Genomic DNA, 25201 nt, shown 5'->3' on the forward strand with positions numbered 1-25201 from the left:
GGACTAGGCAAGAAGCAGAGGAGCAAAAGAATAATTTTCTTTCCCAATACCCAGTTCCTAGTCACCAATGCCCTTTTACTCGTCATCAACTTCTGATTCCTCTGCCCACTCAGGTGTAGTCATGGAGTCAGAAAATTCTGTGGTATCTTCTGTGAAGCGGATGACTTGTCCGTTGAAAAATTCTGCTAAGCGCTGAGCTGCGATCGCTACTTCGTCAGGTTCCCAATTAGCAGGGGGTGTTTGGGGTTGCGCTTGCGGCAAAGTTTTTATTGCACTTCCACCATTTATCGCCATCGGCTCAGTTATTGTTGATGCTTGCTTGGCTGGTTGCGGTACTGGTGCTGGAGGCGGGATTTGACTGTCGTAACTGGGAGTAGGTGGTTGCTGAACACGAGTAGAGTCTTTTGGTAGAGGCTCTTTTCTGGCTGAGGTAGAGGTCGAAGAAATTCCTTTTTCTAGATTTACCTTGACTTCATGTTGGAAAGTCTGCTGAAAAGCCGCCACAATCATCGGTAGATCAGATTTAACTTTTTCATACCATACTTGTTTGACCGCAATACAAGCTACAGCACCATCAAACTCAATGAGATGGCACATTTGACGTAGCAGTTCTCGCCTTGAGATTGGCTGGAGGTTAGTAAGCACCTGTTGCCAAACCTGAGTTAAGTCATATTGTGATGTCTCAACCACTTCTGAGATTACTGGTTCAATTCTTGCAGGTGGCGGAGGAACAGATACAGGTTCTAGGCTTGGTAGTGATGAGTTACCAGCATTGTGATTTGTTTGCGGCTCATCTGGGAGAGATGAAGTTACAGGGTGATTTTGGGCAACTGCTAGATGATGGTTTAGGGATGCAGAATTGTGATTTGTTTGCGTCTCATTTAAAGGCAAAGAAGAGACTGCGTGATTTTTAGCAACTGCTGGAGGAGATGAAGATACAGCAGGTGTATTGACTCGCGGTGAAATACTTGAGACTTGTGGCTGAATATTCGTTGCACTGGGTAACAATCCGAGTAATGTTACCTCTAACCATAAACGTGGCTGGGTGGTGTTTTTAATTTGTACTTCAGCTGTTCGCAGGTGTTGCTGTCCCGCCAAAATTGCACTCATGTCCAACTTTTTGGCAAACTCAACCAGTGCTGTCCAGGTTTGGCGAGTGCAAGCAACTAAATCGTGGCGGTTAGGTGCAGTTTGAGCAATCAGTAAATCGCGGTAGAATGCGGCGAGATTTTGGAGAATAGTTAACGGTTCTCGACCAAGATCTAGGATTTTACGGGTGCAGTCCAGAACGGCTTCTGGATTATTTTGAGCGATCGCATCTAAAAGCGCTAGTAAGTCCCGTTCGCTGACTGTACCGACTAAATCCCAAACTCGGTCTGGTGTCACCTCACCCGAAAACAAAGCTAATTGATCGAGTAGACTTTCAGCATCCCGCAATCCTCCCTGAGCAATTTGCCCTACCAAGGTAACAGCGTCAGGCGAAATAGTAATGTTTTCTTTAAGAGCGATCGCGCTTAAATGTCTCACCATCGCTTCTAATTGAATACGTCTAAAATCAAACCGCTGACAGCGCGAAATAATAGTTGGTAATACTCGCTGGGGATCGGTTGTCGCCAATACAAAAACTACATGCCTCGGTGGTTCTTCTAGTGTTTTTAGTAACGCATTGAATGCCTGGGTACTGAGCATGTGGCATTCATCTACCACATAAACCTTGTAGCGACACTGCACAGGAGCAAACTGCGCCTTTTCAATTAGTTCGCGGATGTTATCGACACCAGTATTGCTGGCGGCGTCGATTTCAATTACATCTAGGGAGTAACCCTTGGTGATTCCCTGACAAACATCGCACACGCCGCAGGGTTCAGCAGTAGGCTTGTCACTTTTCAAACAATTGAGAGATTTGGCCAAAATGCGGGCACTAGAAGTTTTCCCTGTACCTCTGGGGCCAGTGAACAAATAGGCAGGGGCGATTTTGGCTGTACGAATTGCGTTGGTGAGGGTGGTAGCGATCGCCTCTTGGCCCACCAGTTCAGCAAAACTCTTGGGGCGATACTTGTGGTGCAGGGGTTCGTAAGACATGGAGAAATTGACTTCAATGCCTTTTAACGTGTTGATTAGTAGCACCGAGTCGAGTTTGGTATTGCACTATTTTAACTAATTCCACCAGAAGTCTGCCGCTATAAATATACTCACTTGGCGCTGCTTTGTAGATGTTGTCATACCCTAGAAGAGATCAGGAAATTTCCGTCTACACATTTTATTGACGGGAGTAAGGTTATGATACATTGCGATCGCTACAATCTTAGGGTAAGCAATACTCAATGGTGCAGCAAATGCTCAGGCGGCTAGTTCAGTGGCTCAAAAGGCTTTTTCAACGCTTGTTTGGTAAAAAACAGACTGCCTCGAAAGTTAGGAGGGATGTGCAAAGAGAACCAGCACCACCTCTAACTGATACAGATTTGGAATTTCTTTTCAATGAACTTCTACAAGGAGTACATCAGGCAAGAGGACAAGCGTGGGCACTGAAGTGGCTGCATAATATTGAACATCGCATTCCAACTGAACGGTGGGTCGAATGGTTACGGCGCTTTGGTGAAAGATTGCTAGCATCACCCACGCCTAATAATGAAATAGCTGCGCGGTTGGTGCAACTGGGCGAGTTGAGCATCGGCGAAATCGGAGACGTTGCCTATGATATTGGTATGCAAATGCTGACGCGTAATCAAAGCGAACCAATTTGGGAATACGAAGGCCCAGATCATCTCAGCATGATGCCGCTTGAAGAAACCTCACCAGTAATCACTGAGATAGATGGTACAGAAAACCTACCAGAGGAAGAATACCAAAGCGTCACCCTAGAAGAATTATTTATGATGTTGCAGCAAGATGAGAACTTACGCCAGCAGATGGCCCAACAACTAGCAATTGAGACAGATGATCCACAAATTATTGTCGATGCATTGTTGAATCAGTTCTATACTGCTGGCCAATCAACTACAGAGCAAACAGAAACTTGACCAAATCGGTGAACGTTTAGGAGTGCTGAGTTAGGAGTGCTGAAGCGCAGTAGCGAGGCGTTTAGCCCGTCCTGAGTCAGTATTTATTCTCCCCCTGCCCTCTTGCCCCCTTGCCCACTGCTCCCCTGCTCCCCTCAGCAGGACGACTACTAATTAAGTTTTGTGTATTTTTTGCCAGTTATGATGACAGCGTTGTCCATATATAGTGGGTTTTTACGTAATTCATGATTTTTTTAACACAACGATGGCTACAATCTAGTAGAAACAAAATCCAAGAGTGCGGCAGATGCTCAGGCGGCTATTGCATTGGCTTAATAGATATTGGAAGCGCCCCTTTGGCAGTAAGCAGACTCGTTCTCTAAAGGGTGCAAGGCGGCACAAGCTCGTAAGATCACTACCAGAACTAACCAATGCGGATCTGGAACAATTGTTTGCCCAGTTGTTGGAAGGCGTGCATCAAGAACGAGGACAGCAATGGGTATTGAGTTATCTGCGGCGATTAGAAAATCGCGTTCCGGCTGAGCGCTGGATAGATTGGTTGCAGATGTTTGGCGAAAAATTGCTAAATTCATCTACACCAAATCATCAGTTAGCAACGCGGATGGTGCAATTGGGTGAATTAGACGTTGGTAGAATAGGCGACCTTGCCTATGACATTGGTACACGGTTATTAATGCAAAACTTACCCGCAGAAAACTTACTACCTATAGAGTATGAAAACCATGAGGCGCAAGATAGTGTCGCAACCACTATGCCTGAAGATACCCTGTCTAGCTCTCCTGGGCAAGAATTGATCCGGAACTTGGGCGAACAATCATGGGAATATGATGAGCAGGATGATGTTGTCGAAACCATAGCGCCTGAAGAAATCCTGCCAACATCTCCTGGGCAAGAACTGATTCGCAACTTAGGCGAACAGTTATGGGAATATGATGATCAAGTTGCCGAGACAGTAGCATCAGCACCAGAAAACACTGCTGTTGAGGAAAGATTGACCGATAACTTGGAAAAAGTAAGAGGGGAGTATGAACAGAAAGATGCCCAAACTACAGAACCAGCAGGTTTCCTCGTCCCAGCACAAGAAGATTCAATCACCAACTTAGGCGAACTCAGGTGGGGATACGAAGAAGAGAATACCCCAACTACAAGATCAACAAAAGCAGCAAATCTCATTACTCCCACTGAGCCAATCTGGGATAACTCATTGGTAAATTTAGAACCAGATGTAGCGTACACTTTAGATGAGTTGTGGATAAGGTTAGATCAGAGTACGAATTTAGTCCAACAACTGGCTTCTAATCTGGCAATTCAAACAGGCAATACCCCAAGTATAGTTGAGCGACAAACTCATCAATCAAATGCGGTTGCACCAGATCAAGCATGGTTTTACCAAGGTCTTCAGCAAGCTAAAACTGGCGATTTGTTGGGAGCGATCGCCTCTTACGACAAAGCTATAGAACTTCAGCCAAATTATCACGAATATTGGTTTAATCGAGGCTTAACGCTATTTCATTTAGAACGTTTTACCGAAGCGATCACGGCCTACGAAACAGCCATAGAACTGAAACCCGATTTTTACAAAGCTTGGCACAAACATGGCGGAACTCTGGGAGAATTAGGAAACTTTGAAGAAGCGATCGCCTCGTTTGATAAAGCCATAGAAATCAAGCCGGATTATCAAGAAGCTTGGTCTAGTCGGGGTTTAGCACTGCTGAAATTAGGATGGTTGAGAGAGGCAATTTCTAGTTATGACCAAGCCCTAAATCTGCAACCAGAAGACCAAGAAAACTGGTATTACCGGGGTATCGCCTTGGCTGTAGGCGAGCAATATGAAGAAGCGATCGCATCTTACGACAGAGCGCTAGAACTTCAACCGGAATTCCACGAAGTTTGGATAGACCGGGGTGTAGTACTGTTTAATTTAGGGAAATGGTCAGAAGCGATCGCCTCTTGGGACAGAGCGCTCTCAGACCAACCCGACTTCTACTTAGCTTGGTTTAACAGAGGTATAGCTTTAGACAACTTGGGACGCCGTGAAGAAGCGATCGCCTCCTATCGCAAAGCTATAGAAATTAAACCCGACTTTCACTTGGCTTGGTATAACCAGGCGATCGCCCTGTTTCATTTAGAACAATATGCCGAAGCGATCGCCTGCTATGACAGCGCTTTGCAAATCAAACAGGACTATTGGGAAGCTTGGATTGGTCGAGGAACTGCTGCGGGACATTTAGTTAATCCCGACGGGAGTACCGCCCTGCAACAGGGTGGCTATGAGGGAAAATTAGCCAGCTACGAGGAAGGATTGAAACATCTGCGCCCAGATACCCACCCAGAAGGTTGGGGTAGATTGCATCTGGCGATCGGCAATACTTACTACGAACAAGGAAAGAAAAATCCTAAACCCCGCGATGATTGGCGCAAAGCTGTAGCTGAATATCACCAGGCGTTGTTAACCCTCACATCAGAAGATTTTGCTCCGTTGCATCTGGAGGTTTTGCAATCTCTGAGCAAAGTGCTTGTGGGTTTGGGACAAACAACACAAGTACCAGAATTACAACAACGCGGCACAGATTTATTGCAACAATTGCTAAGTGAAGCAACTCGCTCTGATGAAAGTAAAAAACAACTAGCTTTGAAATTTTCAGGCTTTGGTCAATTAGCAGTTGATTTAGCTGTGGAGTCGGGCGATTTAGTCGAAGCTTGGGAAATGGCAGAACAAGGCAAAAATTCTTGTTTAAACTGGCTACTTTTTGGTTGGAGTAACGAGATTTCCTCACTCAATTATGGTGCAGTTCAACAACTACTCAATCCCACAACAGCAATTGTTTACTGGCATATCAGCCCAGCTGCCTTACACACTTTCATTCTCAAAGATGGAGCGCCATCACCAATTTTACTCTTTACACCCATACAAGATGTAGGAACAATATCTTCAGGTGAAACTGCTGTACGTCTCAATGAATTGCCCCTACCCGAAGCGGCGCGACGTTTAGTTGAATTTGAAGATTGGCTGGAAGATTGGCATCAACAATACCAGGGATATAATACCGCTCAAGATAAAGAAAGTAAAGCTAAGCATTCTTGGCGAGTGGATATGGAACAAAAGCTGTTGCAGCTGAAAAACATCCTGAATATTTCCACAATTGTACAAGAACTTGAAGGTGTCACCCAACTGATTTTAATTCTCCACCGCGACTTGCACAGATTGCCTATTCACGTACTTTTCCATCTCTCTTCTCCATCTCAGGAAGAGTTACCGAATATGGGGGCGAATTTTACAATTACTTATTTGCCTAGCGCTCAAGTAGGTTTATCAATCAAAACCGAAGATATTAAACAGTGGCATAATCAGTTGTTACTTAGTGTTGAATATCCCGATAGTGTTGGTTATTCTCAACTTAAGTTTGCTAAACTTGAATCTGAAATTGTTAGTCAGATGTTCGATAATACCCAGCGAATCCAGGGAACACAAGCCACAAAAAATATTGTAGAAAATGCTTTTGCTGATTACAACATATTTCATTTTACTGGTCATGTCACTAACAATTTGAGTGAGCCTAAAAAATCAGCATTGGTCTTAGCAGGTGAAGACAAACTAACTTTAGAAGAAATCCATCAAAAAAATCTCGCAAGTTTTAACCTTGTTACCCTGTCTGCTTGTGAAAATATAAGTACTATTAACCACAATATCAGCACTGAATATGTAGGTTTAGTCAGTAGTTTTCTGAGTGGAGGAGTTCCTCATATCGTTAGTACCCTTTGGACTGTAGAATCATCTGCTAGCGCCTTGGTGATGATAGAGTTTTACCGAAAGTTACAGCCAAATAAATCGGCAACTACTGCCTTAGCAGAAGCAACAATATGGCTGAAAGAACTAACTGCTGGAGAACTGACAAAATGGTATGAGGATTTATTGAATAATCTGCAACCAGAGGAGTTAAGAATTAAAGCTTACTTGGCAACCCAGTTATATAGAAGTAGTAAAATGGTATTAGAGAAAAAGCTTTATAATCATCCTTACTACTGGGCAGCATTTATAATCACGGGTAAGCCGAATTAAAGTTTTTAGATGTTAAATAGCGGTTAAAAATTTGAAAACTGTTAAATTTAATCGTGTTAAATTCTTCCAGTCTCAAATGTGATAAAGAATAATCTCCACCTATATAACTTTACAGAATATTACGCTATGTTAAATATTCCTGTTGTGTCACCACAGGCTAGCAATAAACATGAAATCAAAAAAAATAACGAAAACCAATAAAAGACACTATTTATATGTATTATTTTAGACAATATATCTAAAATAAACTACAATCTAAACTTTTAATTTTTTTGTTCATTTAAAATTAAAATTTGAAAAGTTTTCTCCTATAACTTTTGAGAGAGACAAAACTTATTCCAAGAGGCTGATGAGAATTAGAGTAAAAAATGTAGAAATGGTATTATTACATTTGTACATTTGTGAAGAAATAGTTTTTTCTTATAACCTATGGAAAGCCAAGTACAACAATCAGAATTCGTCGATGTTACCTCACCAAAGAGTATGACAATGGTTCAAACTTCAGAACCAGGAAATTTGTCAACACTACCAAGTGCTAATAAATCTAGCGATAAAGCGTCAGAAATAGGCAGAAAAATTTCTAACTTTTTGGAACGCTTACCGGAATACGTAGTCAACTTCTTCAATGAATACAAGTTACCAGTTATTAGCTTTGCTTTGCTTGTGGTGGGGGTTACTGGACTCAGGGTACTATTGGCAATAGTAGATGCAATAAATGATATTCCGCTTGTGTGTCCATTTTTTGAGTTGATTGGAATTGGTTACGTAACTTGGTCTGTTTTTCGCTATTTTCTCAAAGCTTCTACTCGCCAAGAATTAGCCGCAGAAATGCGCTCTATTAAAGAGCAAATTGCAGGCGAAAATGTCTCAGAGCCAATGAGTTAAACGTAGCATGGTAGTGACTAAAAAAGTTTGTACTTTTTTGCAAAGTTTCTCTGTATATAATTGCTGCGAAATCTGGTTGAAAATGGCAGTCAATAAAGCATGTCTACCTTAGAAGCTTGGTAAATGAGCTGGGTTGACGTGCTTTTGTATCTGTTTTATTGAAAGTAGATTACTAATTGCGATCTCGCCATATCTGCATTTAGCTGCTTCGTTTCAGGATAGTGTTTTGCTCACTAGCAATTTGCAGAAATTAGGTTTTGGGTTTTAGTCTCGAATTTTGGCATTGCTGATTGAGAAGATGGATTTTGTCTCACACAGAGGCGCAGCGAAAAGTATGTAGCAAGTGGCTTCTGGCGATAGCGTAGCGGTAGCGAGTCATCGTACTACGCCTTGCTTGGTCTTGTAGAGAAGGACTCATAGACGCGGTAGCGGCTTGCCCCAGGGTAGGACGCAAAGAGAAGCAAGAAATCAGAACTTACGCACTCAGATCCCCCAACCCCCTTTTTAAGGGGGCTTTACACGTTCCCCCCTTAAAAAGGGGGGTTAGGGGGGATCAGGGTTTCAGGCTTCAGTGCGTAAGTCCTAGAAATGCTTAACTGAACTGTATTGAGATATAGCCGTAGTCACATAGGTTATGACTGTGTTGATTGCAACAGAGCAATAAGGCAACTAGGTTTATACGGGCTAAACGCCCCGCTACTGCGCTTCAGCACTAGTACCTCAACAGATTAGGAAATGCTATATATGATTCTGACTTAAGAAAGACGCTAAAAATATTATTAAATTACAAAATATTTTTATTAATTTATAGTATAGGAACTCCCTTCAATGGGTGAAACACAAAGTTTAATTGAATTTAAGTTGTTTGCTCCTCGGAATCAGGGAGCAAATTTAATTGGGTATTTTTCTAGTTGGCAAGAAATACCAATGCAAAAGGGTGAAGATGGGTATTTTCGGACTCAAGTAAAACTAGAAGACGGCGTTTATGAATACAAGTTTCGCGTTCAAAGCAAAAGTCCAAATTTTGCACCTGATGAATGGGTAGATGTGATTGACCCCAACACAACAGATGTTAATGAACAAAAAAAACTTGGACTATTGCGGATAAAAGATGGGCAACGCATTGTTGATACTTACATTTGGCAGCACGACGAAACATCGTTACCTGATAATCGAGAATTAGTTATATATGAAATGCACGTTGCAGATTTTACAGGTGATGAGGTTGATCCAGACAAACGAGGTAAATATTTAGGAGTAATTGAAAAGTTAGATTATCTCTGTGAATTGGGAATTAACGCAATTGAATTAATGCCAGTCAATGAGTACCCTGGTGATTATAGCTGGGGTTATAAAGTGCGTCACTTCTTCGCTACAGAATCTAGTTATGGTTCAACAGAAGATTTAAAGCAGTTGATTGACGAGTGTCATGGTAGAGGCATTCGCGTTTTCATGGATGGAATTTATAACCATACAGATGAAGAATGCCCTTTAATGTTGATTGATCAGAATTACTGGTACTATGAACATAAACATTATCCAGAAGACCCAGATAATTACTGGGGCCCAGAGTTTAACTATAATAATTACGATGAAAAATTAGATGTTAAGCCTGCATGGAAATATGTTGGGGACGTAGTGCAATTTTGGATTCAGGAGTATCACATTGATGGAATTCGTTTTGATGCAGTCAGCCAATTAGCTAACTTTGAATTTTTAGACTGGCTGGCTAAGCAAGCGAAAAACCACGCAGCACCCAAGCAGTTTTATAATATTGCCGAACGTATTCCCGATACAAGTACTGTAGTCAAGCCAGACGGCCCCCTAGATGCTTGTTGGCATGAGAGTTTTCACTACTTTATAGTGCCACTGATTTGTGGAGAAAAATTTGAATTAGAACAACTCAAGCAGGTTTTAGATCCCAAACAGCAAGGATATGCGATCGCCCTAAATGTGATAAATTATTTGGCAACCCACGATCGCCAGCGTCTATTTCGAGAATTAGGCAATCATGGTGTCTTTGATGCAGCTGCGTTTGGGCGAGCGAAGTTAGCAGCCATCCTCTTAATGACAGCGATGGGTATACCAATGCTGTGGATGGGAGAAGAGTTTGGCGAACACCAACCCAAAAGCGAAAGTGTGACTAAGCCGCAGAAAATTACTTGGTCTTTGTTGGAAGACAAGCAGAATCGAGATTTACTTGAGTTTTACAAAAAACTTATTGCTTTACGCAAAGAAAATTTAGCCCTGCAAAGTGACAATATAGAATTTTTCCACGAAAACACCGATGCTAAAGTGCTAGCGTACGCCCGCTGGGATGAGCAGGATTCTTATGTTGTCGTCGTAGCAAATTTCTCCGACCAAAATTTAAATAAATATGAAATTTCAGACTTCCCAACAGCTGAATACTGGCGAGACTGGTTTGGGAACTGTGAAGTAGAAGCTGGGGAGGATTGTCTAATCACAAACTTGCCAAGTTATACAGCCAAGATATTTGTTTCTCAGTAGTAGCAACAAAGTTGATTCCACATCCAGCTTGAGGGCTGTGATATTATGGGAGACTGCTGCATACATTTAGAAAACTAGAAATTAAATCGATCATGGCTCTGACGCAACTGCGAAAACAGGAAATAATCTCCAACTACCAAGTTCACGAAACCGATACCGGCTCTGCCGAAGTCCAGGTTGCCATGTTAACTGAGCGTATCAACCGCCTCAGCGAACATCTCCAAGCAAACAAGAAAGACCATTCTTCCCGGCGGGGACTTTTAAAGCTAATTGGTCAGCGCAAGAGTCTTCTAGCTTATATCCAGCAAGGAAGCCGGGAAAAGTATCTAGCTTTAATTGCTCGTCTCGGTATTCGTGGATAGGAGCGAAAGCTTATGTCTACTGAAGAATCTGAACGCAGTCGCTTGCCTTTTGAACCAAATAAAAAGCGCCAAAAACCCGCAAAAACTCAAAATAAGCCCCCAGCAAAGTTAAAGACTTCTGAGGAACAGGCTCGCAAGCAACCGCCTTACACCAAAGAAGAAATGACAATCCCCCAAGTCGTCAGTCAACGGATGATTCGACGAGTGGCTGGATTCTGTGGTATCCCAACAGCTTTGGGCATTACTACCCTAGTTGTCAGCTATCTACTTGCCATCTACTCTGACATCACACTACCTCCCATCGCCGTGTTGTTGGTCAATATGGGATTATTTGGTTTGGGGGTGTTAGGGATAACTTACGGCGTTCTCTCTGCCTCTTGGGATGAAGAAAGAGTTGGAAGTCTAATGGGTTTTGGCGAATTCAGCATCAATTGGGGACGAATGGTGGCAGTTTGGCGCGAAACTCGGCAAAAGAAAGTATAGTTACCAGCGCTCAGGCATCAATTAACTGCGAGATTGGGTAAATTTTAAAGTGAATGTTGAAGTTGAAACCTTATAACTTCAACATTGCTAATTAAAATTTTATAATTATTTTTGTACCCAATATTCAGTTACTAAGTATTAAAGTGACTGAGCGCTGTATCTTATTTTAATTATTTGTAATTAAGCAGATAGGCAACAATAAAGTTATGCCTCTTTACTAAAGAATTTACTTTAATAATTAGGAACTTTCGTATGATTGTCGTAATGAAAAGTGGTTCCCCTGAAGCGGAAATAAATCGCATTAGCGAGGAACTGACCAGCTGGGGATTAACACCAGAAAAAATTGTTGGTCAACACAAAGTAGTGATTGGTCTAGTAGGTGAAACCGCTAGCTTAGACCCGCTACAAATTCAGGAAGTTAGCCCCTGGATTGAGCAAGTATTGCGGGTAGAGCAACCTTACAAACGGGTTAGCCGCCAGTTCCGCCACGGGGAAGCTTCTGAAGTTGTGGTTGACACTCCCAATGGAGTAGTTGTATTTGGTGAACACCACCCTTTGGTAGTCGTTGCAGGCCCCTGCTCCGTAGAAAATGAAGAAATGATTGTAGAGACGGCGCGGCGCGTCAAGACAGCTGGAGCAAAATTTTTGCGGGGTGGGGCATACAAACCCCGAACTTCTCCTTACGCCTTTCAAGGACATGGCGAGAGTGCTCTGGAATTATTGGCGATCGCACGAGAAGTCAGCGGACTAGGTATTATTACAGAAGTGATGGACGCCACCGACCTAGATAAAATCGCAGAAATTGCTGATATCATCCAGGTAGGCGCAAGGAATATGCAGAATTTCTCCATGCTGAAAAAGGTGGGAGCGCAGTCCAAACCAGTTCTCTTGAAGCGGGGAATGGCGGCTACCATTGAAGACTGGTTGATGGCAGCAGAGTATATTCTGGCAGCGGGAAATCCCAATGTAATTTTATGTGAACGGGGAATTCGCACCTTTGATCGCCAGTATACTAGAAATACACTGGATATATCAGTAGTACCAGTGTTGCGAAAGCTAACTCACCTGCCAATCATGATTGACCCCAGCCACGGCACAGGCTGGTCTGAGTTTGTACCTTCAATGGCAATGGCTGCGATCGCAGCTGGCACTGATTCCCTGATGATTGAGGTTCACCCCAATCCCGCTAAAGCCTTATCCGATGGGCCGCAATCTTTGACACCAGACCGTTTCGACAACCTGATGCCAGAATTAGCAGTGATTGCTAAAGCAGTAGGACGCTGGCAACAACCAGCGGTGGCGATCGCTTAAAATTCGGTGAGTAACTTCATTTATAAAGCTAATTAAGGAGCATCTATCATGCTAGATGCTTTTTATAATTTTGGTTAGAACAGACAACATCTTGCACCAAGAGCTAATTAAATCTACTAGTTTATATGAAACTTGAGAACTAACCCCAGGCAATAACAATAAAAACGGCAATTAGCGAAACCAAACCAAATAGAATAATTGAACCAACAGTAATGGTCATCAGATTATACGAGCGAATTGGTCTATATAAATAGTCATTTCGCTTCAGTGATTGAACCGCCACCAGGTATATAAATATAGCTATAATTAACAGAAAAATGCCTAAAGCAATTACACTCAAACCAATGATGTGAGTCCATCTTGCGTTAATAACTGTACTATTATCAGGAAACGCTTGATGGAGCGCACTAAAAATCCGATCAAAAGCAATACCAAATCCAATCAAAGATAAGCAATTCTGAATCCAGCTTGTTAAGGTTCGTTCAGCAGCAGCGCGATTGCGCTCTTTAGCTAATTCGTTAGTGAGATTAGTGAGTTTCTTGAAAGGGTTAGAACTCATGAGCAGCTTTTTGGACTGAGCAGAATTGATAGCAAACGTAAGAATTCCATAAGCAAAATTAAAAAGTTGCCTTTACCAAAATCCCCACAAATGCAAAAATACCAATGCAGACTAGTGCGATCGCAACAGTCAATCCCAAAGAGCGGCGAGGGTTATAAAGATATTCCTCGTGACTCTGGATATGACGTAGTTCTTTACCGTGTTCTATTGCTGCAACGATCATGGCATACGTACCCAGAATAATAAAAGCAATACTCAAAATACGAGAAAGACGCACAGGATTGATGTTTTTAGCCACTTCCAAGCTATAGACAGCACTCACTATCGCATCAATCCCAAAGCCAAAGCTGATTAGGGTAAGACAGGTGCGAATCCATGCCATCAAAGTACGCTCAGCCGCAGCTCGGTTGCGCTCTTTGGCAAGTTCAGCTTGAATATTAATTGGTTTGCGAGTAGGGATAGGATCATTCATTTTGAATCAGCTAAATTTTAGCAAATTTCCTCACATTTTATCTCTCATGAAAACATAAATATAATCTATTAAATATTGGAAGAATTAATTTCAGTTTGAATTAATTATTATAGAGATTTAGTAACTGTATAACTTATTTTTTTTATCTATATTTTGTCAATTTACGTCCTACTTAAACTCTTTTGTAGACTTTGAACCAATACTGTGTAATAAATATTAACGTATGCGTTAAAACAATTATGAAGTTACTGATTTACTTTGTAACAACCGTAACAAAATCGATGTCACTTAATAAAGGAAAATCTGTTTGATAATCTGCAAACACCTGCATAATTTTTTGACCTTCGAGCGATCAATCAATACAATACCCATGTGCATGAGAAGCTTTACCTAGGCTGTCATGCAACAACATTGAGGAATGCACAATGTCAAATAGCCCAGGGTTGTATATTCTACTAGTTAGTGTTCACGGTTTAATTCGCGGTAACAATTTAGAATTAGGACGAGATGCTGACACCGGCGGACAAACGAAATATGTGCTAGAACTCGCTCAAGCCTTAGCCGCAAATCCACAAGTAGAGCGTGTAGACCTAGTAACCCGTTTAGTTAACGATCCAAAAGTTAGTCCTGACTACGCCCAACCTCTAGAAATTCTTTCTGACAAAGCTAGAATTATTCGCCTTAATTGCGGCCCGCGTCGCTATCTCCGCAAGGAAGTTTTGTGGCCACATTTAGATAACTTTGCAGACGAGTTACTCAAGCACCTACGCCAAATTGGAAAATTACCCCATATAATTCATACCCATTACGCCGATGCTGGATATGTGGGTTGTCGGGTTGCTGGTTGGTTAGGCATACCACTTGTGCATACTGGTCACTCTCTCGGACGTGTGAAACAACAACGACTGTTAGAACACGGAACCAAATCGGAAACTATTGAAAATAATTTTCATATTAGTACCCGAATAGAAGCCGAAGAAACTACGCTGGCGAGTGCATCATTGATCATTGCCAGTACTCATCAAGAAGTGACGCAGCAGTACGGTATTTACGACCACTATCAGCCAGAACGCATGGTTGTTATTCCTCCTGGGGTAGCCTTAGAACGCTTCTACCCAGTCCCAAAAAATTGGCAGGAACCACCCATCTATGAGCAATTAAAAAGATTTCTCATAGACCCTCAAAAGCCAATTATTATGGCGCTTTCTCGTGCAGCGATGCGTAAAAATGTTGGCACTCTTGTTAAAGCCTATGGCGAAGATTCACAGTTGCGTCACTTGGCTAACTTAGTCCTCGTGCTAGGAAACCGAGATGACATCACCACGATGGAATCAGGCCCGCGCCAGGTACTTACAGAAATCTTCCAGCTGATAGATCGCTACGACCTTTATGGATACGTTGCTTATCCCAAGCATCATAGCGCCGACGAGGTGCCTGAGTTATATCGATTGATGGCCAAAACACGGGGAGTTTTTATCAACCCGGCATTAACCGAGCCATTTGGTTTGACCTTAATTGAGGCTACAGCTTGTGGCGTGCCAATTATTGCCACATCAGATGGTGGGCCGCGAGATATCCTAGCGGCTTGTAATAATGGGATGCTAATTGACCCTCTCAATATAAAACAGATCCAAGATGCTCTAAAAATAGCGCTAACTGATACAGAACAATGGCAACGTTGGTCTACTAATGGCTTGAATAGTGTGCAACAACATTTTTCTTGGGATAGTCATGTAGAGAAATATCTTGAACAGGTGTTGCAATTGCCGCAACGACGAGTCCAACCTCGACTCAGTCCCCTACCAAAAGCTCCAGCAGCCGACCTACCTGATTGGAATGTACCTGATAAAAACCGCTTACCAACCGCAGATCGTTTTCTCGTTTGCGAAATCGATAATACTCTATTAGGCGACCAGGAAGCTCTGCAAAAATTAATCGAGCAACTGCGTAATAAAGGCAACAATATCGGTATGGGAATTGCTACTGGGAGAAACCTGCAAAGTTCTTTACAGATGTTAGAAGAATGGCGGTTCCCAATGCCAGATTTACTAATTGTTTCGACAGGTAGCGAAATCTACTACGGGCCTCAGATAGTCACAGATACGAACTGGCAAAGACACATTAGTTACCATTGGCAAGCTGACGCTGTTCGCAAAGCCATGGAGGAACTGCCTGGAGTGGCAATGCAACCCCCGGAAGTCCAAGGTAAGTTCAAACTTAGCTACTTTATTGATGAAACCAAATCAATCAGCTTTAAGGAAATCATGCGTCATCTGCGACGGCATCAACTCCACGTTAAAGGCATATACAGCCATAATATGTATCTTGACCTGTTACCAATCCGAGCTTCCAAAGGAGACGCCATTCGTTATTGTGCCTTGAAGTGGGGATTGCCAATCAAACGTTTTTTAGTGGCAGGTGCATCAGGTAATGATGAATCAATGCTGGCTGGGAATACGCTAGGTGTAGTTGTGAGCAACTACAGTCAAGAAATTGAAAAGTTACGTAATTATCCACAAGTTTACTTTGCTCAAGGACAGTACGCATGGGGAATTTTGGAAGCACTAGATCGCTATGACTTTTTTGGTACTCTATCTCACACAGAATCGGAAATGATAGCAGTGTAAAAAAATTTTCACTTTAACTCGCCAAACTTGGGACTCCACCAGCCTTTCGCTGTAGTGAAATAAACTGCATCTTGATGCTTTCGGTCATTCCGGGACTGAGGATCAGAACACCGGAGCATTGTTTTGCTCTGTCCTTCTTTGGCGTAGCTATACTCCTCCAAGGGTTTCTTACATACTGGACAGGGATATTTTGTGAGCTTGACTGGAAGCTTTTGAGGATTTTCACTCTTAGCTGCCTTAGATCGAGGTGGTTCCCAAGTTTTGTTGAGATCGCTCCAAAATAAGACAGTATCTTCACAGCCGCTAATACATTTGAGAAAGTATTTCTTTTTGACCTTAGTGCTGGGAATTTTGGCTAGAAAGTTGTTGCATTGTTGGCAGCGAGTCTTAGAAGTTTCATATTTGCGCTCTCCTACTGGTGAAGCTTTTTTGGGATCTGAGGAACTAATAACCACAGTCTTGGCTTTTGCTAAAGCTGGCGCAAAGTAATTTTGATTCCAATCTGTAAGGTAATGCTGCCAAGAGTGTTTTCCTTGGGCGATCGCATCTAGGGCATCCTCCATCTTGGCAGTAAATTCTGCCTCCAGCAAATCCGGTAATGCCTTGACCAAAAAAGCATCAACTTCTAACCCCAAAGTTGTTGGTTGTAAATGTTCTTTTGTTAACTGCACATAACCACGATTTTTGAGAGTTGAGACAGTTGGTGCATAGGTACTAGGGCGACCAATTCCTTTACGTTCCATTAGCTGCACCAGTTTGGGTTCACTGTAACGGGGTGGTGGCTGTGTCTGTTTTTGCTCATGTCCGGCATTTTCCAGAGTGAGCGCCTGCCCTTGCTGCAAGGAAGGTAGAATCGTATCTTTACTGAGGTTATTCCAATACCGAGCATAACCAAGAAACTCTACCACTTGCCCACGAGCAAGCCACAGCAAAGAACCAGATTGAGTAATCACTTGAGTTTTACGCAGTTGAGCAGCACGACACTGAGAAGCAACTGCCCGTTTCCAAATCATGACGTATAAATTAAATTCCGAAGCCGAAAGTTCCTCTCGCAATTCGGCTGAAGGACGAAATACATCTGTGGGGCGAATCGCTTCGTGTGCTTCCTGCGCTGTTTTGGCACTGCGATGTTTAGCAACCTGCTGCGGTACATTTTGCGGATCATGCTGTTCCAACCACTGTTTGACACTGGCACAAAACTCTGGACTCAGCATTACTGAGTCTGTCCGCATATATGTAATTAATCCTGCCTCATACAGCTTTTGGGCTAAAAGCATGGTTTGATCTGGAGCAAATCTCAGCTTTGAACCGGCTGCTTGTTGAAGAGTGGAGGTGGTAAAAGGTGGAGGTGGTTGGCGAGGAACAACTTTTCCTTCAACCTGAATTACTTGATGAGGATAGCGCCGTGCTTCCTCAACTAAGCGTGTTGCTTCTGCTGCCGAAAGAATCCGTTTGGACTCTGGTGCATCCTTGCTATTACTCGCTGCATCATCATGAGCTTCTACTTCTTGCTCCGGTGCATCTGAGCGAGTATTTACCGTTCCTTTGTAAAAAGCACGGAACCCCAGAGCGTAATCTACCCAAACACTCCAGTAGTCTTGAGGGACAAAAGTCAAAATCTCTGTTTCTCGCTGACAAATTAGGTGTAATGTTGCACTTTGAACTCTTCCAACACTTTTAGCCCCGTTGTTTAGCGCCCAGACTAGGGGGCTTCCTTTGTACCCAACCAACTTGTCCAGACAATCTCGGCACAATCCCGCACCTACCAAGTTGAGGTCAAGCTTTCTCGGATTGGCGATCGCTCCTCGAACCGCTGATGCGGTAATTTCAGTATAGATAACTCGTTTGGGTTCTCTTAAACCCAGCACCTCTTTAAGATGCCAAGCGATGGTTTCTCCTTCCCGATCTGGGTCGGTTGCTAATACAACCTCATCAACCTGCTTGGTAACTGCCTTTAGTTGCTGAATCGTTTCCTTGGCTCGTTGATCACGAGGGACATAATTGCATCGTATACTCCTGCCATCCATAGTGAAGCCTAATGAAGACTCACCCTCATCACTGAGTTCTCGGATGTGTCCACAACTGGCACGCACAATCCACTCTGAACCCAGAATTTGACTGAGCTTTTTGACTTTACCAGGAGATTCAACGACTAAAAGGCGTTTCGGCATAGCACCTGCTTTTTGGGATGTTAGATAAAAGTAGGTAATTAACTATTTATAGTACACTTTAGTATTTATGTACTACAAAAAACACGTTTTTATGACCTAGAATACCGATTCAGTATTCAAGATAGGGGCGAGAAAAACCGATTATTTCGTAGAGACGTTGCAATGCAACGTCTCTACAGTCAATGAGAATTGGTCGTTTTACCGAAAATAAATCGGGTTTTTGCAATTACTGAATCGATGCTCTAGGATAAGAAAAAAATATCCGAATTCCCAGGTTAATACTGTAATATTTAAAACTTAGTATTCGATTTTTAAACTTACCATGCAATAGACATCTATGAGCAAAAGTGTTTATTAATATTGTCCGTAATGCGTGCGAGGCAGTTACAGCTGGAGATGTCGTCAAGTTGCAAGTAAATGGCTCTCTAGCAGATCAAGTCTCCATTCATGTCAACAATGGCGGAGAACCTATTCCCGCAGAAGTTCTTGCTAAGCTTTCACAGCCGTTTTTCTCTACCAAACCTTGTGGCACTGGACTAGGACTTGCTATTACCAAACGCATGGCGTTGCTGAATCCAGGTATGAATCTATCTCACGCAGAGACGCAGAGGCGCAGAGAGTAAGAGTTTAAGATGTTAAGTTTTTAAATTTCATACTTCAATTCAGCAATGCCATTTTATTTAATGTTTACTTGAACACTGCTAATATATTTCACTATGCCGGAAGGGAAAGAAATGGCGCAAGGGAAAATATTGCTGAAACCTGGCACTTTGTGGACAAGTGTTAAAGAGCGAACTAAACATGCTTTGCAATGCGGAGCACTGCTGTCAATACCAACAGAGTTTGAATTTGTAGAACAGGATGAAGTACGCTTTTTGGTGCGAATTTTATCCAATCTTGCTCGTAAGGATGCAGCTAAGCAGAAACAGAAAAAACAAACTGTTTCCTCTGGCAAAGACTTCAATCCATTTCTTCCCTACGAGGAGGATTTGTTTGTTGCGGATATTTCCGATACTCATGTATGTATTTTAAATAAATTTAATGTTGTTGAATATCACTTACTAATTATTACTCGTGTCTTTGAGGAACAGGAAAGCTTACTCACGGTAGAGGATTTTGTAGCTATGTTGGCGTGTTTGGCTGATTTCGATGGTTTAGCATTTTACAATAGTGGCAAAATTGCAGGTGCTAGTCAGCGACACAAGCACTTACAAATTGTACCTTTACCACTGACACCATCAGGAGTGCAGATACCCATTGAACCGCTCTTAGCATCGGCAAATCAGGACTTGATCGCAACTATACCAGTATTTCCTTTTGTACACGCTTTTGCAACTATAAACCCCCATTGGGTAAAGTCTCCGTTAACAACGGCTGAGGCAACTTTGGAGTGTTATCACAAGTTATTACGTGCTGTGGGTTTAGATGCAGTTGATGGCAAATCTGGTGCTTACAATCTTTTAGTGACGAGAGAATGGATGTTGATTGTACCGCGATCGCAAGAGCATTTCCTGTCTATATCTGTTAATTCATTAGGATTTGCGGGTGCTTTGCTAGTACGAAATGAGCAACAAATGCAGATTCTCAAAGACCAAGGGCCAATGACTATACTCAAGAATGTTGCTTTCTCAACTTAATAGGCGATGCTGTTGGTTTAGATATTGTATTACCACAAAGACACTAAGACACTAAGAATTTAAAGAATCAGGCGTTGAATGCCGTCTTTGATGAGAGGAACATTGAAGTTGATTAGTAGACCAAGACGATAACCAGAGAGCTTCAGATATGTCAAAAGCTGGGCTTTGTGAACTGGAATGAGTGCTTCTACAGCTTTAAGTTCCACAACCACAGATTGCTCAACTAGCAAATCCAGCCGAAAGCCACCATATAAAGTATTAAAACCACGAAGACACGAAGACACAAAGTTAACTTTCCTCTTGGCGACGGTGGTTAGCAGCTTGTAATAACAGAGATTCGGCAAAAGCGATCGCATCTGTTGCAGATTTACCACCAGCTAACTGCGCTAGTTCTTCCCGGCGAGTGGTTAAATTATCTAAAGTAGTGACTCGCACAACGGTACGCTGTTCACCGTTACCATTGTTAGCTTTTTTACCCTTACTTTGATTGATAGTTTGCTTATCCACACGGAAATGACGGTCTGCCATTGCAGCAACTAAGGGCTGGTGGGTAACACATAATACTTGATTGCGCTGACTCAGTTGATGTAATTTTTCGGCGATCGCCTGGGCTACTCGTCCCGAAACCCCGACATCAATTTCATCAAATACCATTGTCCCAGCAGTACTGGCTTGAGAAAAACAAGCTTTCAGTGCTAGTAAAAAGCGGCTCATTTCACCACCAGAAGCAATTTCTGTCAAAGGTTGTAGCGGTTCTCCGGGGTTAGGACTAAATATAAAAGTAATTTTGTCTGCTCCTGTAGCAGTTGGAGAAGTAGGCAGAATCTCTACTTGAAACTGTACCTTTTCCATCGCTAGGGGTTTGAGTTCGGACAGCAATCGTGATTCTAAATTAGCAGCAGCTTGACGACGTAATTGAGTTAACTGATCGCTGGCTTGGGTAAGTTTTTCAAAACACGCCTTTTCTTGCTGTTCCAAATTTTCGATAGATTGTTCACTATCGTTTAGTTCCGCTAATTCTGCTTGGATTCTTTGGTAGTAGGCGATCGCTTCTGTAAGAGTTGGGCCATACTTGCGGCAAATTTGTTTTAATTCCTGAATTCTTTCTTCTACTTCCTCCAATCGCTGAGGATCGGCTTCTAAATCTTCTCCATAAGCATTAATCTGTCTTCCCACTTCCATCACCGCAGTTTGAGCGTCTCTCACCAAATCCAACAGCGGTTGCAGTTGAGCATCGTACTCCACCATGTCATTTAATGTAACTTCGCTGTCACCTAACAAATCAGCTGCGGCTGGAGTTTCATGATCATTTTGATACAAAGCCTGGTAAACTTTGTAACTCATCTGTTGCAAATCAACGACATGATTCAGGCGTTCCCGTTCTTGCGCCAATTGTTCCAATTCATTAGGTTCGCTGAGGTTCGCGGCTGCCAATTCTTGAACTTGATAGGTGAGTAAGTCGAATTGTTGTAAACGTTCTCGTTCTGATGTCCGGCGTTTTTCTAGTGCTAGATGGGCTTGTTGGTAAGAAGTGAAGCTAGTGGCTACCTTTTGGCGTTGCTGCATCGGGGCATTACCGCCATATAAGTCTAACCAGTCGCGGACTTGGGCTGATTGTCCCACTTGTACAGTTTGACCTTGGGCTGTGATTTCTACCAGGCGATCGCGTAGTCCACCCATAATCTGGCGATTTACCAACACACCATTTACCCGCGATCGACTGCGGATATTACTAGCGGTGGCTGTGATTTCCCGGCTGATAACTACGGAATTCTCATCGAGCAAATCAATTTCCTGTTCGCTCAACCAAGCAGTTAAGGGGGGATTTGAGGTGAAGGTGGCTTCTACCATTGCCCGACTTGTCCCAGTACGGATCACTCGACTGGAGACTTTACCGCCCAAAACAGCATCAATCGCATCTAGGATAATCGACTTTCCGGCGCCGGTTTCACCTGTCAATACATTTAATCCAGCGCCAAATTCTAATTCCAGTTGGTCAATCAGAGCAAAGTTTTCAATCCGTAGGCAAAGCAACATCAAGCCTAATTCTCCGTGAGGGCAGATGCCGAATACTTCTAACTTACAGGACAATAAGTATAATCTTTCATCAACTAGCAATACCTACTACTATTGGACTAATACATCCATTGATAAGTTTAGCAAACCTCTTGATATTGGGAGCTGGGAAGAGACAAGGTAGAGACTTGTTCAATGATTCCTCCTTGTCCCCAATCCCCAGTTCTTCATCATATTGTTACAATACTTAACATGATCGTTCTGACCGGTGGCTTTCTTCATGATTGTTAAGACACTTCCCCCTAGTTCCCGACCGATTCAGGAAGACAGTCGTGGCGGCACAGACCGCCCAGACGAACTGTATGATACTGAAGTAGTTCCACAAAATGGTACACAGACTTTAGTCGTGAGATCGCCAAGACTCTTGGCTACTCAAAATCTCACGACAATAGCCGAACCTGAGACGCGTTACGATCCCGTAGAGATAAAGGCGTATTACCAAAATAGACCCCTGCAAGTTTTGCGGCGGATTTTCGCAGTTTTGGGGCCAACGCTCTCCTTAGCTTTTGGACTGTGGTGGGATAGCCGTCGGGGAATTGTCGTCAAAAATGACCGCCGCCGAGCCAATCAGCTACGAGAATTGCTGACACAACTGGGGCCTGCTTACATCAAGATTGGACAAGCTTTGTCCACTAGACCAGATTTAGTTCCTCCCGTGTACTTGGAAGAACTAACTAGGCTACAAGACCAATTACCGCCTTTTCCCAACGAAATAGCTTACCAGTTTATCAAAGAAGAATTAGGAGCGCCTCCAGAAGAAGTTTACGCCGAACTTTCGCCTCAGCCAATTGCGGCTGCCTCCTTGGGACAAGTCTACAAAGGTAAGTTAAAAACTGGTGAGGAAGTCGCCGTTAAAGTACAACGCCCCGACTTAAGAGAGCGGATCACTATTGACTTGTACATCTTGCGCCACCTCGCTGCCTGGGTGCAGAGAAAAGTCAAACGAGTACGGAGTGACTTAGTTGGTATCTTGGATGAATTGGGCGATCGCATCTTTGAAGAAATGGATTACATCCATGAGGGCGAAAACGCCGAGCGTTTTTTCCAGCTATATGGACATATAAAAGACATATATGTTCCGAAAATATACTGGGAATACACCAATCGTCGTGTCTTGACGATGGAGTGGATTAACGGCACAAAATTAACCCAGACAGAAGAAATTCGCGCCCAAGGTATAGATGCTCGTTATTTGATTGAAGTGGGTGTGCAATGTTCCTTGCGCCAGTTGCTAGAACATGGATTTTTCCACGCCGATCCTCACCCTGGTAATTTATTAGCCATGCCTGATGGTAAATTGGCTTATCTCGACTTTGGGATGATGAGTGAGATTAAACCACCGCAGCGTTATGGTTTAATTGAGGCGATCGTCCACGTCGTTAACCGTGACTTTGAAGGTCTAGCAAAAGACTACGTTAAGTTAGATTTCTTATCTCCAGAAACAGACTTAACACCAATTATCCCAGCTTTTTCGAGAGTGTTTGCTGATGCTCAAGGAGCCAGCGTAGCCGAACTCAATATCAAAAGCATCACTGATGAACTATCGGCTTTAATGTATGAGTATCCTTTCCGTGTACCTCCCTACTACGCTTTAATTATTCGCTCTCTGGTAACGCTGGAAGGTATCGCCATATATATAGATCCCAACTTTAAAGTCCTTAGTGAAGCTTACCCCTACGTTTCTAAACGCCTGTTAACCGATCCTGCACCGCAATTAAGAGCATCGCTACAGGATTTGTTGTTTAAAGATGGGAGATTCCGCTGGAATCGTTTGGAAAACTTGTTACGTAATGCCCGTAATAGCCAAGACTACGACTTAAACTTGGTGTTGAATCAGGGAATAGACTTTTTGGCTTCCGAACGCGGCGCTTTTATTCGTGACAAGCTAGTAGATGAATCTGTTAATGGACTCGATGCTTTAGGTAAAAACGTTTTGCATAACTTCACCTATTTGCTGCGGGAACGGGTAGGCTTGACAGCAGTCAACGCAACTCCTGCGGCGACAGTCGAGCAACAACAAACCTTGGAGCATATTAAACGTATCTTGACTATTCTCCAAGAAACTCGTGGCTTTGACCCAGCACAACTTGCACCTCAAGTTGCTCAGTTATTGGTAAATCCAGGTGTGCAGCGTTTGGGTCAACAAGTTGCTAGCCGCTTCACGCAAAAAGCTGTAGCAAGGTTAATTCGACAATTGTTGGCGGCATAATAATTCGTCATTCGCAATGACGCTCGTTCCTCTCTACGAGATGCTGCGCGTAGCTTGCTTCCCCGTAGGGGTACGCTACCGCTTCGCTCTAAGCGAAGCTATGCCGCAGGCTTTACGTAATTTGTAATTAGGGGTTTTAATTACGAATTATTGGGTGAAAGAGATGCAAGAGCGCTTTTTGCTTCATGCTTCATCTTTGTGATAACCATTTTTATCGCGTTTTAGGGTTTCCTCTAGGGCTTGAATTTGTTCCCGACGGGCTTCTAATTCCAAGGAACGACGCGCCAAGTCTTGGTTTTGTAACGTCAGAGATTGTCGCCAATGTTCCGCTCGCTCGGCTTCTTGCTGCAAGAATTCTGGAGTAATGCCGGTCGTGAGGTAATTTTCTATTAGACCGAGTACCCAGCCGGTAGCGTCTTCTATTCTTTCAATATCGCCTGTAGGGGAAAGTTCTACTAAAACAAGTAATTTCTCACTCATGGTGTTTCCTTTGCCCAGTAAAATGAAAGCCTCTTCTGGAATTATGACCCAGAAGTTTTCGGCTTCCTGACGCGCCAACAAGCGTAACTGGTGTTGGTCTAAAAAATCGTTTTTACGCACCTGGGCTAGATATAGCATGACAGTCGTGCTCCAATTCAAAATTCGTCTAGGAAAGTTGAGTGAGACAGAAACCGACATCGCCCAACTTTCCACAAAATTAAAAAAGATTTTTAATTTATTTTTTGGGGATAGTTAATTTGTAATGGGTAATTGGTAATCAAATTATGAATTATTAATGATGAAGTATAAATCTAATTCATAATTCAGCATTTATAGTTCAT

General features: G+C 42.9%; 17 protein-coding genes and 1 pseudogene. 11 read left to right on the forward strand and 7 right to left on the reverse strand.

Going from position 1 to position 25201, the window contains the following annotated elements; genetic code table 11:
- Positions 1–75: 75 nt before the first annotated feature.
- Entirely contained in the window at positions 76–2082 is a 2007-nt protein-coding gene (locus HCR01_RS09270) for a DNA polymerase III subunit gamma/tau (RefSeq protein ID WP_193195946.1), read from the reverse strand.
- A 254-nt stretch (positions 2083–2336) separates the two neighbouring features.
- On the opposite strand from HCR01_RS09270, the gene HCR01_RS09275 reads away from it, so the two are divergent.
- The 7 genes from HCR01_RS09275 (at position 2337) to aroF (ending at position 12629) form a co-directional block, all read left to right on the forward strand.
- Positions 2337–3020 carry a hypothetical protein gene (locus HCR01_RS09275; protein ID WP_193196219.1) on the forward strand — a complete coding sequence of 228 codons (684 nt, stop codon included), beginning with the start codon at positions 2337–2339 and terminating at the stop codon, positions 3018–3020.
- 286 nt (positions 3021–3306) lie between these two features.
- Positions 3307–7080 carry a CHAT domain-containing protein gene (locus HCR01_RS09280; RefSeq protein WP_193195947.1) on the forward strand — a complete coding sequence of 1258 codons (3774 nt, stop codon included), beginning with the start codon at positions 3307–3309 and terminating at the stop codon, positions 7078–7080.
- Between the two features lie 429 nt (positions 7081–7509).
- A complete protein-coding gene (locus HCR01_RS09285; protein ID WP_193195948.1) occupies positions 7510–7965 on the forward strand; it encodes a CAAD domain-containing protein in 456 nt (151 codons plus the stop codon).
- Positions 7966–8793: 828 nt separating this feature from the next.
- Entirely contained in the window at positions 8794–10473 is a 1680-nt protein-coding gene (locus HCR01_RS09290; RefSeq protein ID WP_193195949.1) for an alpha-amylase family glycosyl hydrolase, read from the forward strand.
- A gap of 92 nt (positions 10474–10565) precedes the next feature.
- A complete protein-coding gene (rpsO, locus tag HCR01_RS09295; protein ID WP_191759708.1) occupies positions 10566–10835 on the forward strand; it encodes a 30S ribosomal protein S15 in 270 nt (89 codons plus the stop codon).
- 12 nt (positions 10836–10847) lie between these two features.
- Positions 10848–11318 carry a PAM68 family protein gene (locus HCR01_RS09300; RefSeq protein ID WP_193195950.1) on the forward strand — a complete coding sequence of 157 codons (471 nt, stop codon included), beginning with the start codon at positions 10848–10850 and terminating at the stop codon, positions 11316–11318.
- Between the two features lie 252 nt (positions 11319–11570).
- On the forward strand, positions 11571–12629 hold the full coding sequence (gene aroF / locus HCR01_RS09305; RefSeq protein WP_193195951.1) for a 3-deoxy-7-phosphoheptulonate synthase: 1059 nt from the start codon (positions 11571–11573) through the stop codon (positions 12627–12629).
- A gap of 139 nt (positions 12630–12768) precedes the next feature.
- Here the strand turns inward: aroF and HCR01_RS09310 are convergent, their stop codons facing one another.
- Together HCR01_RS09310 and HCR01_RS09315 are read right to left on the reverse strand one after the other, a co-directional pair.
- The gene (locus HCR01_RS09310) at positions 12769–13188 is read right to left on the reverse strand and encodes a YidH family protein (protein WP_193195952.1); all 420 of its coding nucleotides are present in this window, start codon (positions 13186–13188) and stop codon (positions 12769–12771) included.
- Between the two features lie 58 nt (positions 13189–13246).
- Positions 13247–13660, reverse strand: a complete 414-nt coding sequence (locus HCR01_RS09315) for a YidH family protein (RefSeq protein ID WP_193195953.1) — start codon at positions 13658–13660, stop codon at positions 13247–13249.
- Between the two features lie 425 nt (positions 13661–14085).
- Between HCR01_RS09315 and HCR01_RS09320 the strand changes: the two genes are divergently transcribed.
- A complete protein-coding gene (locus HCR01_RS09320; RefSeq protein WP_193195954.1) occupies positions 14086–16287 on the forward strand; it encodes an HAD-IIB family hydrolase in 2202 nt (733 codons plus the stop codon).
- 8 nt (positions 16288–16295) lie between these two features.
- On the opposite strand, the gene topA is transcribed toward HCR01_RS09320, so the two are convergent.
- The gene (gene topA / locus HCR01_RS09325; protein WP_193195955.1) at positions 16296–18458 is read right to left on the reverse strand and encodes a type I DNA topoisomerase; all 2163 of its coding nucleotides are present in this window, start codon (positions 18456–18458) and stop codon (positions 16296–16298) included.
- A gap of 347 nt (positions 18459–18805) precedes the next feature.
- Here topA and HCR01_RS09330 point away from each other — a divergent pair, with 347 nt between their 5' ends.
- On the forward strand, positions 18806–19081 hold the full coding sequence (locus tag HCR01_RS09330; protein WP_193195956.1) for an ATP-binding protein: 276 nt from the start codon (positions 18806–18808) through the stop codon (positions 19079–19081).
- Positions 19082–19192: 111 nt separating this feature from the next.
- Positions 19193–20095 carry an ATP adenylyltransferase family protein gene (locus HCR01_RS09335; protein WP_193196220.1) on the forward strand — a complete coding sequence of 301 codons (903 nt, stop codon included), beginning with the start codon at positions 19193–19195 and terminating at the stop codon, positions 20093–20095.
- 59 nt (positions 20096–20154) lie between these two features.
- Here the strand turns inward: HCR01_RS09335 and HCR01_RS38575 are convergent.
- Together HCR01_RS38575 and recN are read right to left on the reverse strand one after the other, a co-directional pair.
- Positions 20155–20343: pseudogene (locus tag HCR01_RS38575) on the reverse strand (GxxExxY protein); the annotation flags it as partial.
- A 40-nt stretch (positions 20344–20383) separates the two neighbouring features.
- Positions 20384–22132 carry a DNA repair protein RecN gene (recN, locus tag HCR01_RS09345; RefSeq protein WP_193195957.1) on the reverse strand — a complete coding sequence of 583 codons (1749 nt, stop codon included), beginning with the start codon at positions 22130–22132 and terminating at the stop codon, positions 20384–20386.
- Positions 22133–22391: 259 nt separating this feature from the next.
- Between recN and HCR01_RS09350 the strand changes: the two genes are divergently transcribed.
- Positions 22392–24380, forward strand: a complete 1989-nt coding sequence (locus HCR01_RS09350) for an ABC1 kinase family protein (RefSeq protein WP_193195958.1) — start codon at positions 22392–22394, stop codon at positions 24378–24380.
- Positions 24381–24563: 183 nt separating this feature from the next.
- Here HCR01_RS09350 and HCR01_RS09355 read toward each other — a convergent pair whose 3' ends face one another.
- The gene (locus tag HCR01_RS09355) at positions 24564–24998 is read right to left on the reverse strand and encodes a hypothetical protein (protein WP_193195959.1); all 435 of its coding nucleotides are present in this window, start codon (positions 24996–24998) and stop codon (positions 24564–24566) included.
- Positions 24999–25201: the final 203 nt, after the last annotated feature.

The organism is Nostoc sp. MG11 (genome assembly GCF_014904695.1).
Classification (GTDB): domain Bacteria; phylum Cyanobacteriota; class Cyanobacteriia; order Cyanobacteriales; family Nostocaceae; genus Komarekiella.

Excerpts from the sequence above, each read along its gene's own strand:
- HCR01_RS09270 (WP_193195946.1), bottom strand. The coding sequence starts at position 2,082 with ATGTCTTACGAACCCCTGCACCACAAGTATCGCCCCAAGAGTTTTGCT.
- HCR01_RS09275 (WP_193196219.1), top strand. The coding sequence starts at position 2,337 with ATGCTCAGGCGGCTAGTTCAGTGGCTCAAAAGGCTTTTTCAACGCTTG.
- HCR01_RS09280 (WP_193195947.1), top strand. The coding sequence starts at position 3,307 with ATGCTCAGGCGGCTATTGCATTGGCTTAATAGATATTGGAAGCGCCCC.
- HCR01_RS09285 (WP_193195948.1), top strand. The coding sequence starts at position 7,510 with ATGGAAAGCCAAGTACAACAATCAGAATTCGTCGATGTTACCTCACCA.
- HCR01_RS09290 (WP_193195949.1), top strand. The coding sequence starts at position 8,794 with ATGGGTGAAACACAAAGTTTAATTGAATTTAAGTTGTTTGCTCCTCGG.
- rpsO (WP_191759708.1), top strand. The coding sequence starts at position 10,566 with ATGGCTCTGACGCAACTGCGAAAACAGGAAATAATCTCCAACTACCAA.
- HCR01_RS09300 (WP_193195950.1), top strand. The coding sequence starts at position 10,848 with ATGTCTACTGAAGAATCTGAACGCAGTCGCTTGCCTTTTGAACCAAAT.
- aroF (WP_193195951.1), top strand. The coding sequence starts at position 11,571 with ATGATTGTCGTAATGAAAAGTGGTTCCCCTGAAGCGGAAATAAATCGC.
- HCR01_RS09310 (WP_193195952.1), bottom strand. The coding sequence starts at position 13,188 with ATGAGTTCTAACCCTTTCAAGAAACTCACTAATCTCACTAACGAATTA.
- HCR01_RS09315 (WP_193195953.1), bottom strand. The coding sequence starts at position 13,660 with ATGAATGATCCTATCCCTACTCGCAAACCAATTAATATTCAAGCTGAA.
- HCR01_RS09320 (WP_193195954.1), top strand. The coding sequence starts at position 14,086 with ATGTCAAATAGCCCAGGGTTGTATATTCTACTAGTTAGTGTTCACGGT.
- topA (WP_193195955.1), bottom strand. The coding sequence starts at position 18,458 with ATGCCGAAACGCCTTTTAGTCGTTGAATCTCCTGGTAAAGTCAAAAAG.
- HCR01_RS09335 (WP_193196220.1), top strand. The coding sequence starts at position 19,193 with ATGGCGCAAGGGAAAATATTGCTGAAACCTGGCACTTTGTGGACAAGT.
- recN (WP_193195957.1), bottom strand. The coding sequence starts at position 22,132 with ATGTTGCTTTGCCTACGGATTGAAAACTTTGCTCTGATTGACCAACTG.
- HCR01_RS09350 (WP_193195958.1), top strand. The coding sequence starts at position 22,392 with ATGATTGTTAAGACACTTCCCCCTAGTTCCCGACCGATTCAGGAAGAC.
- HCR01_RS09355 (WP_193195959.1), bottom strand. The coding sequence starts at position 24,998 with ATGCTATATCTAGCCCAGGTGCGTAAAAACGATTTTTTAGACCAACAC.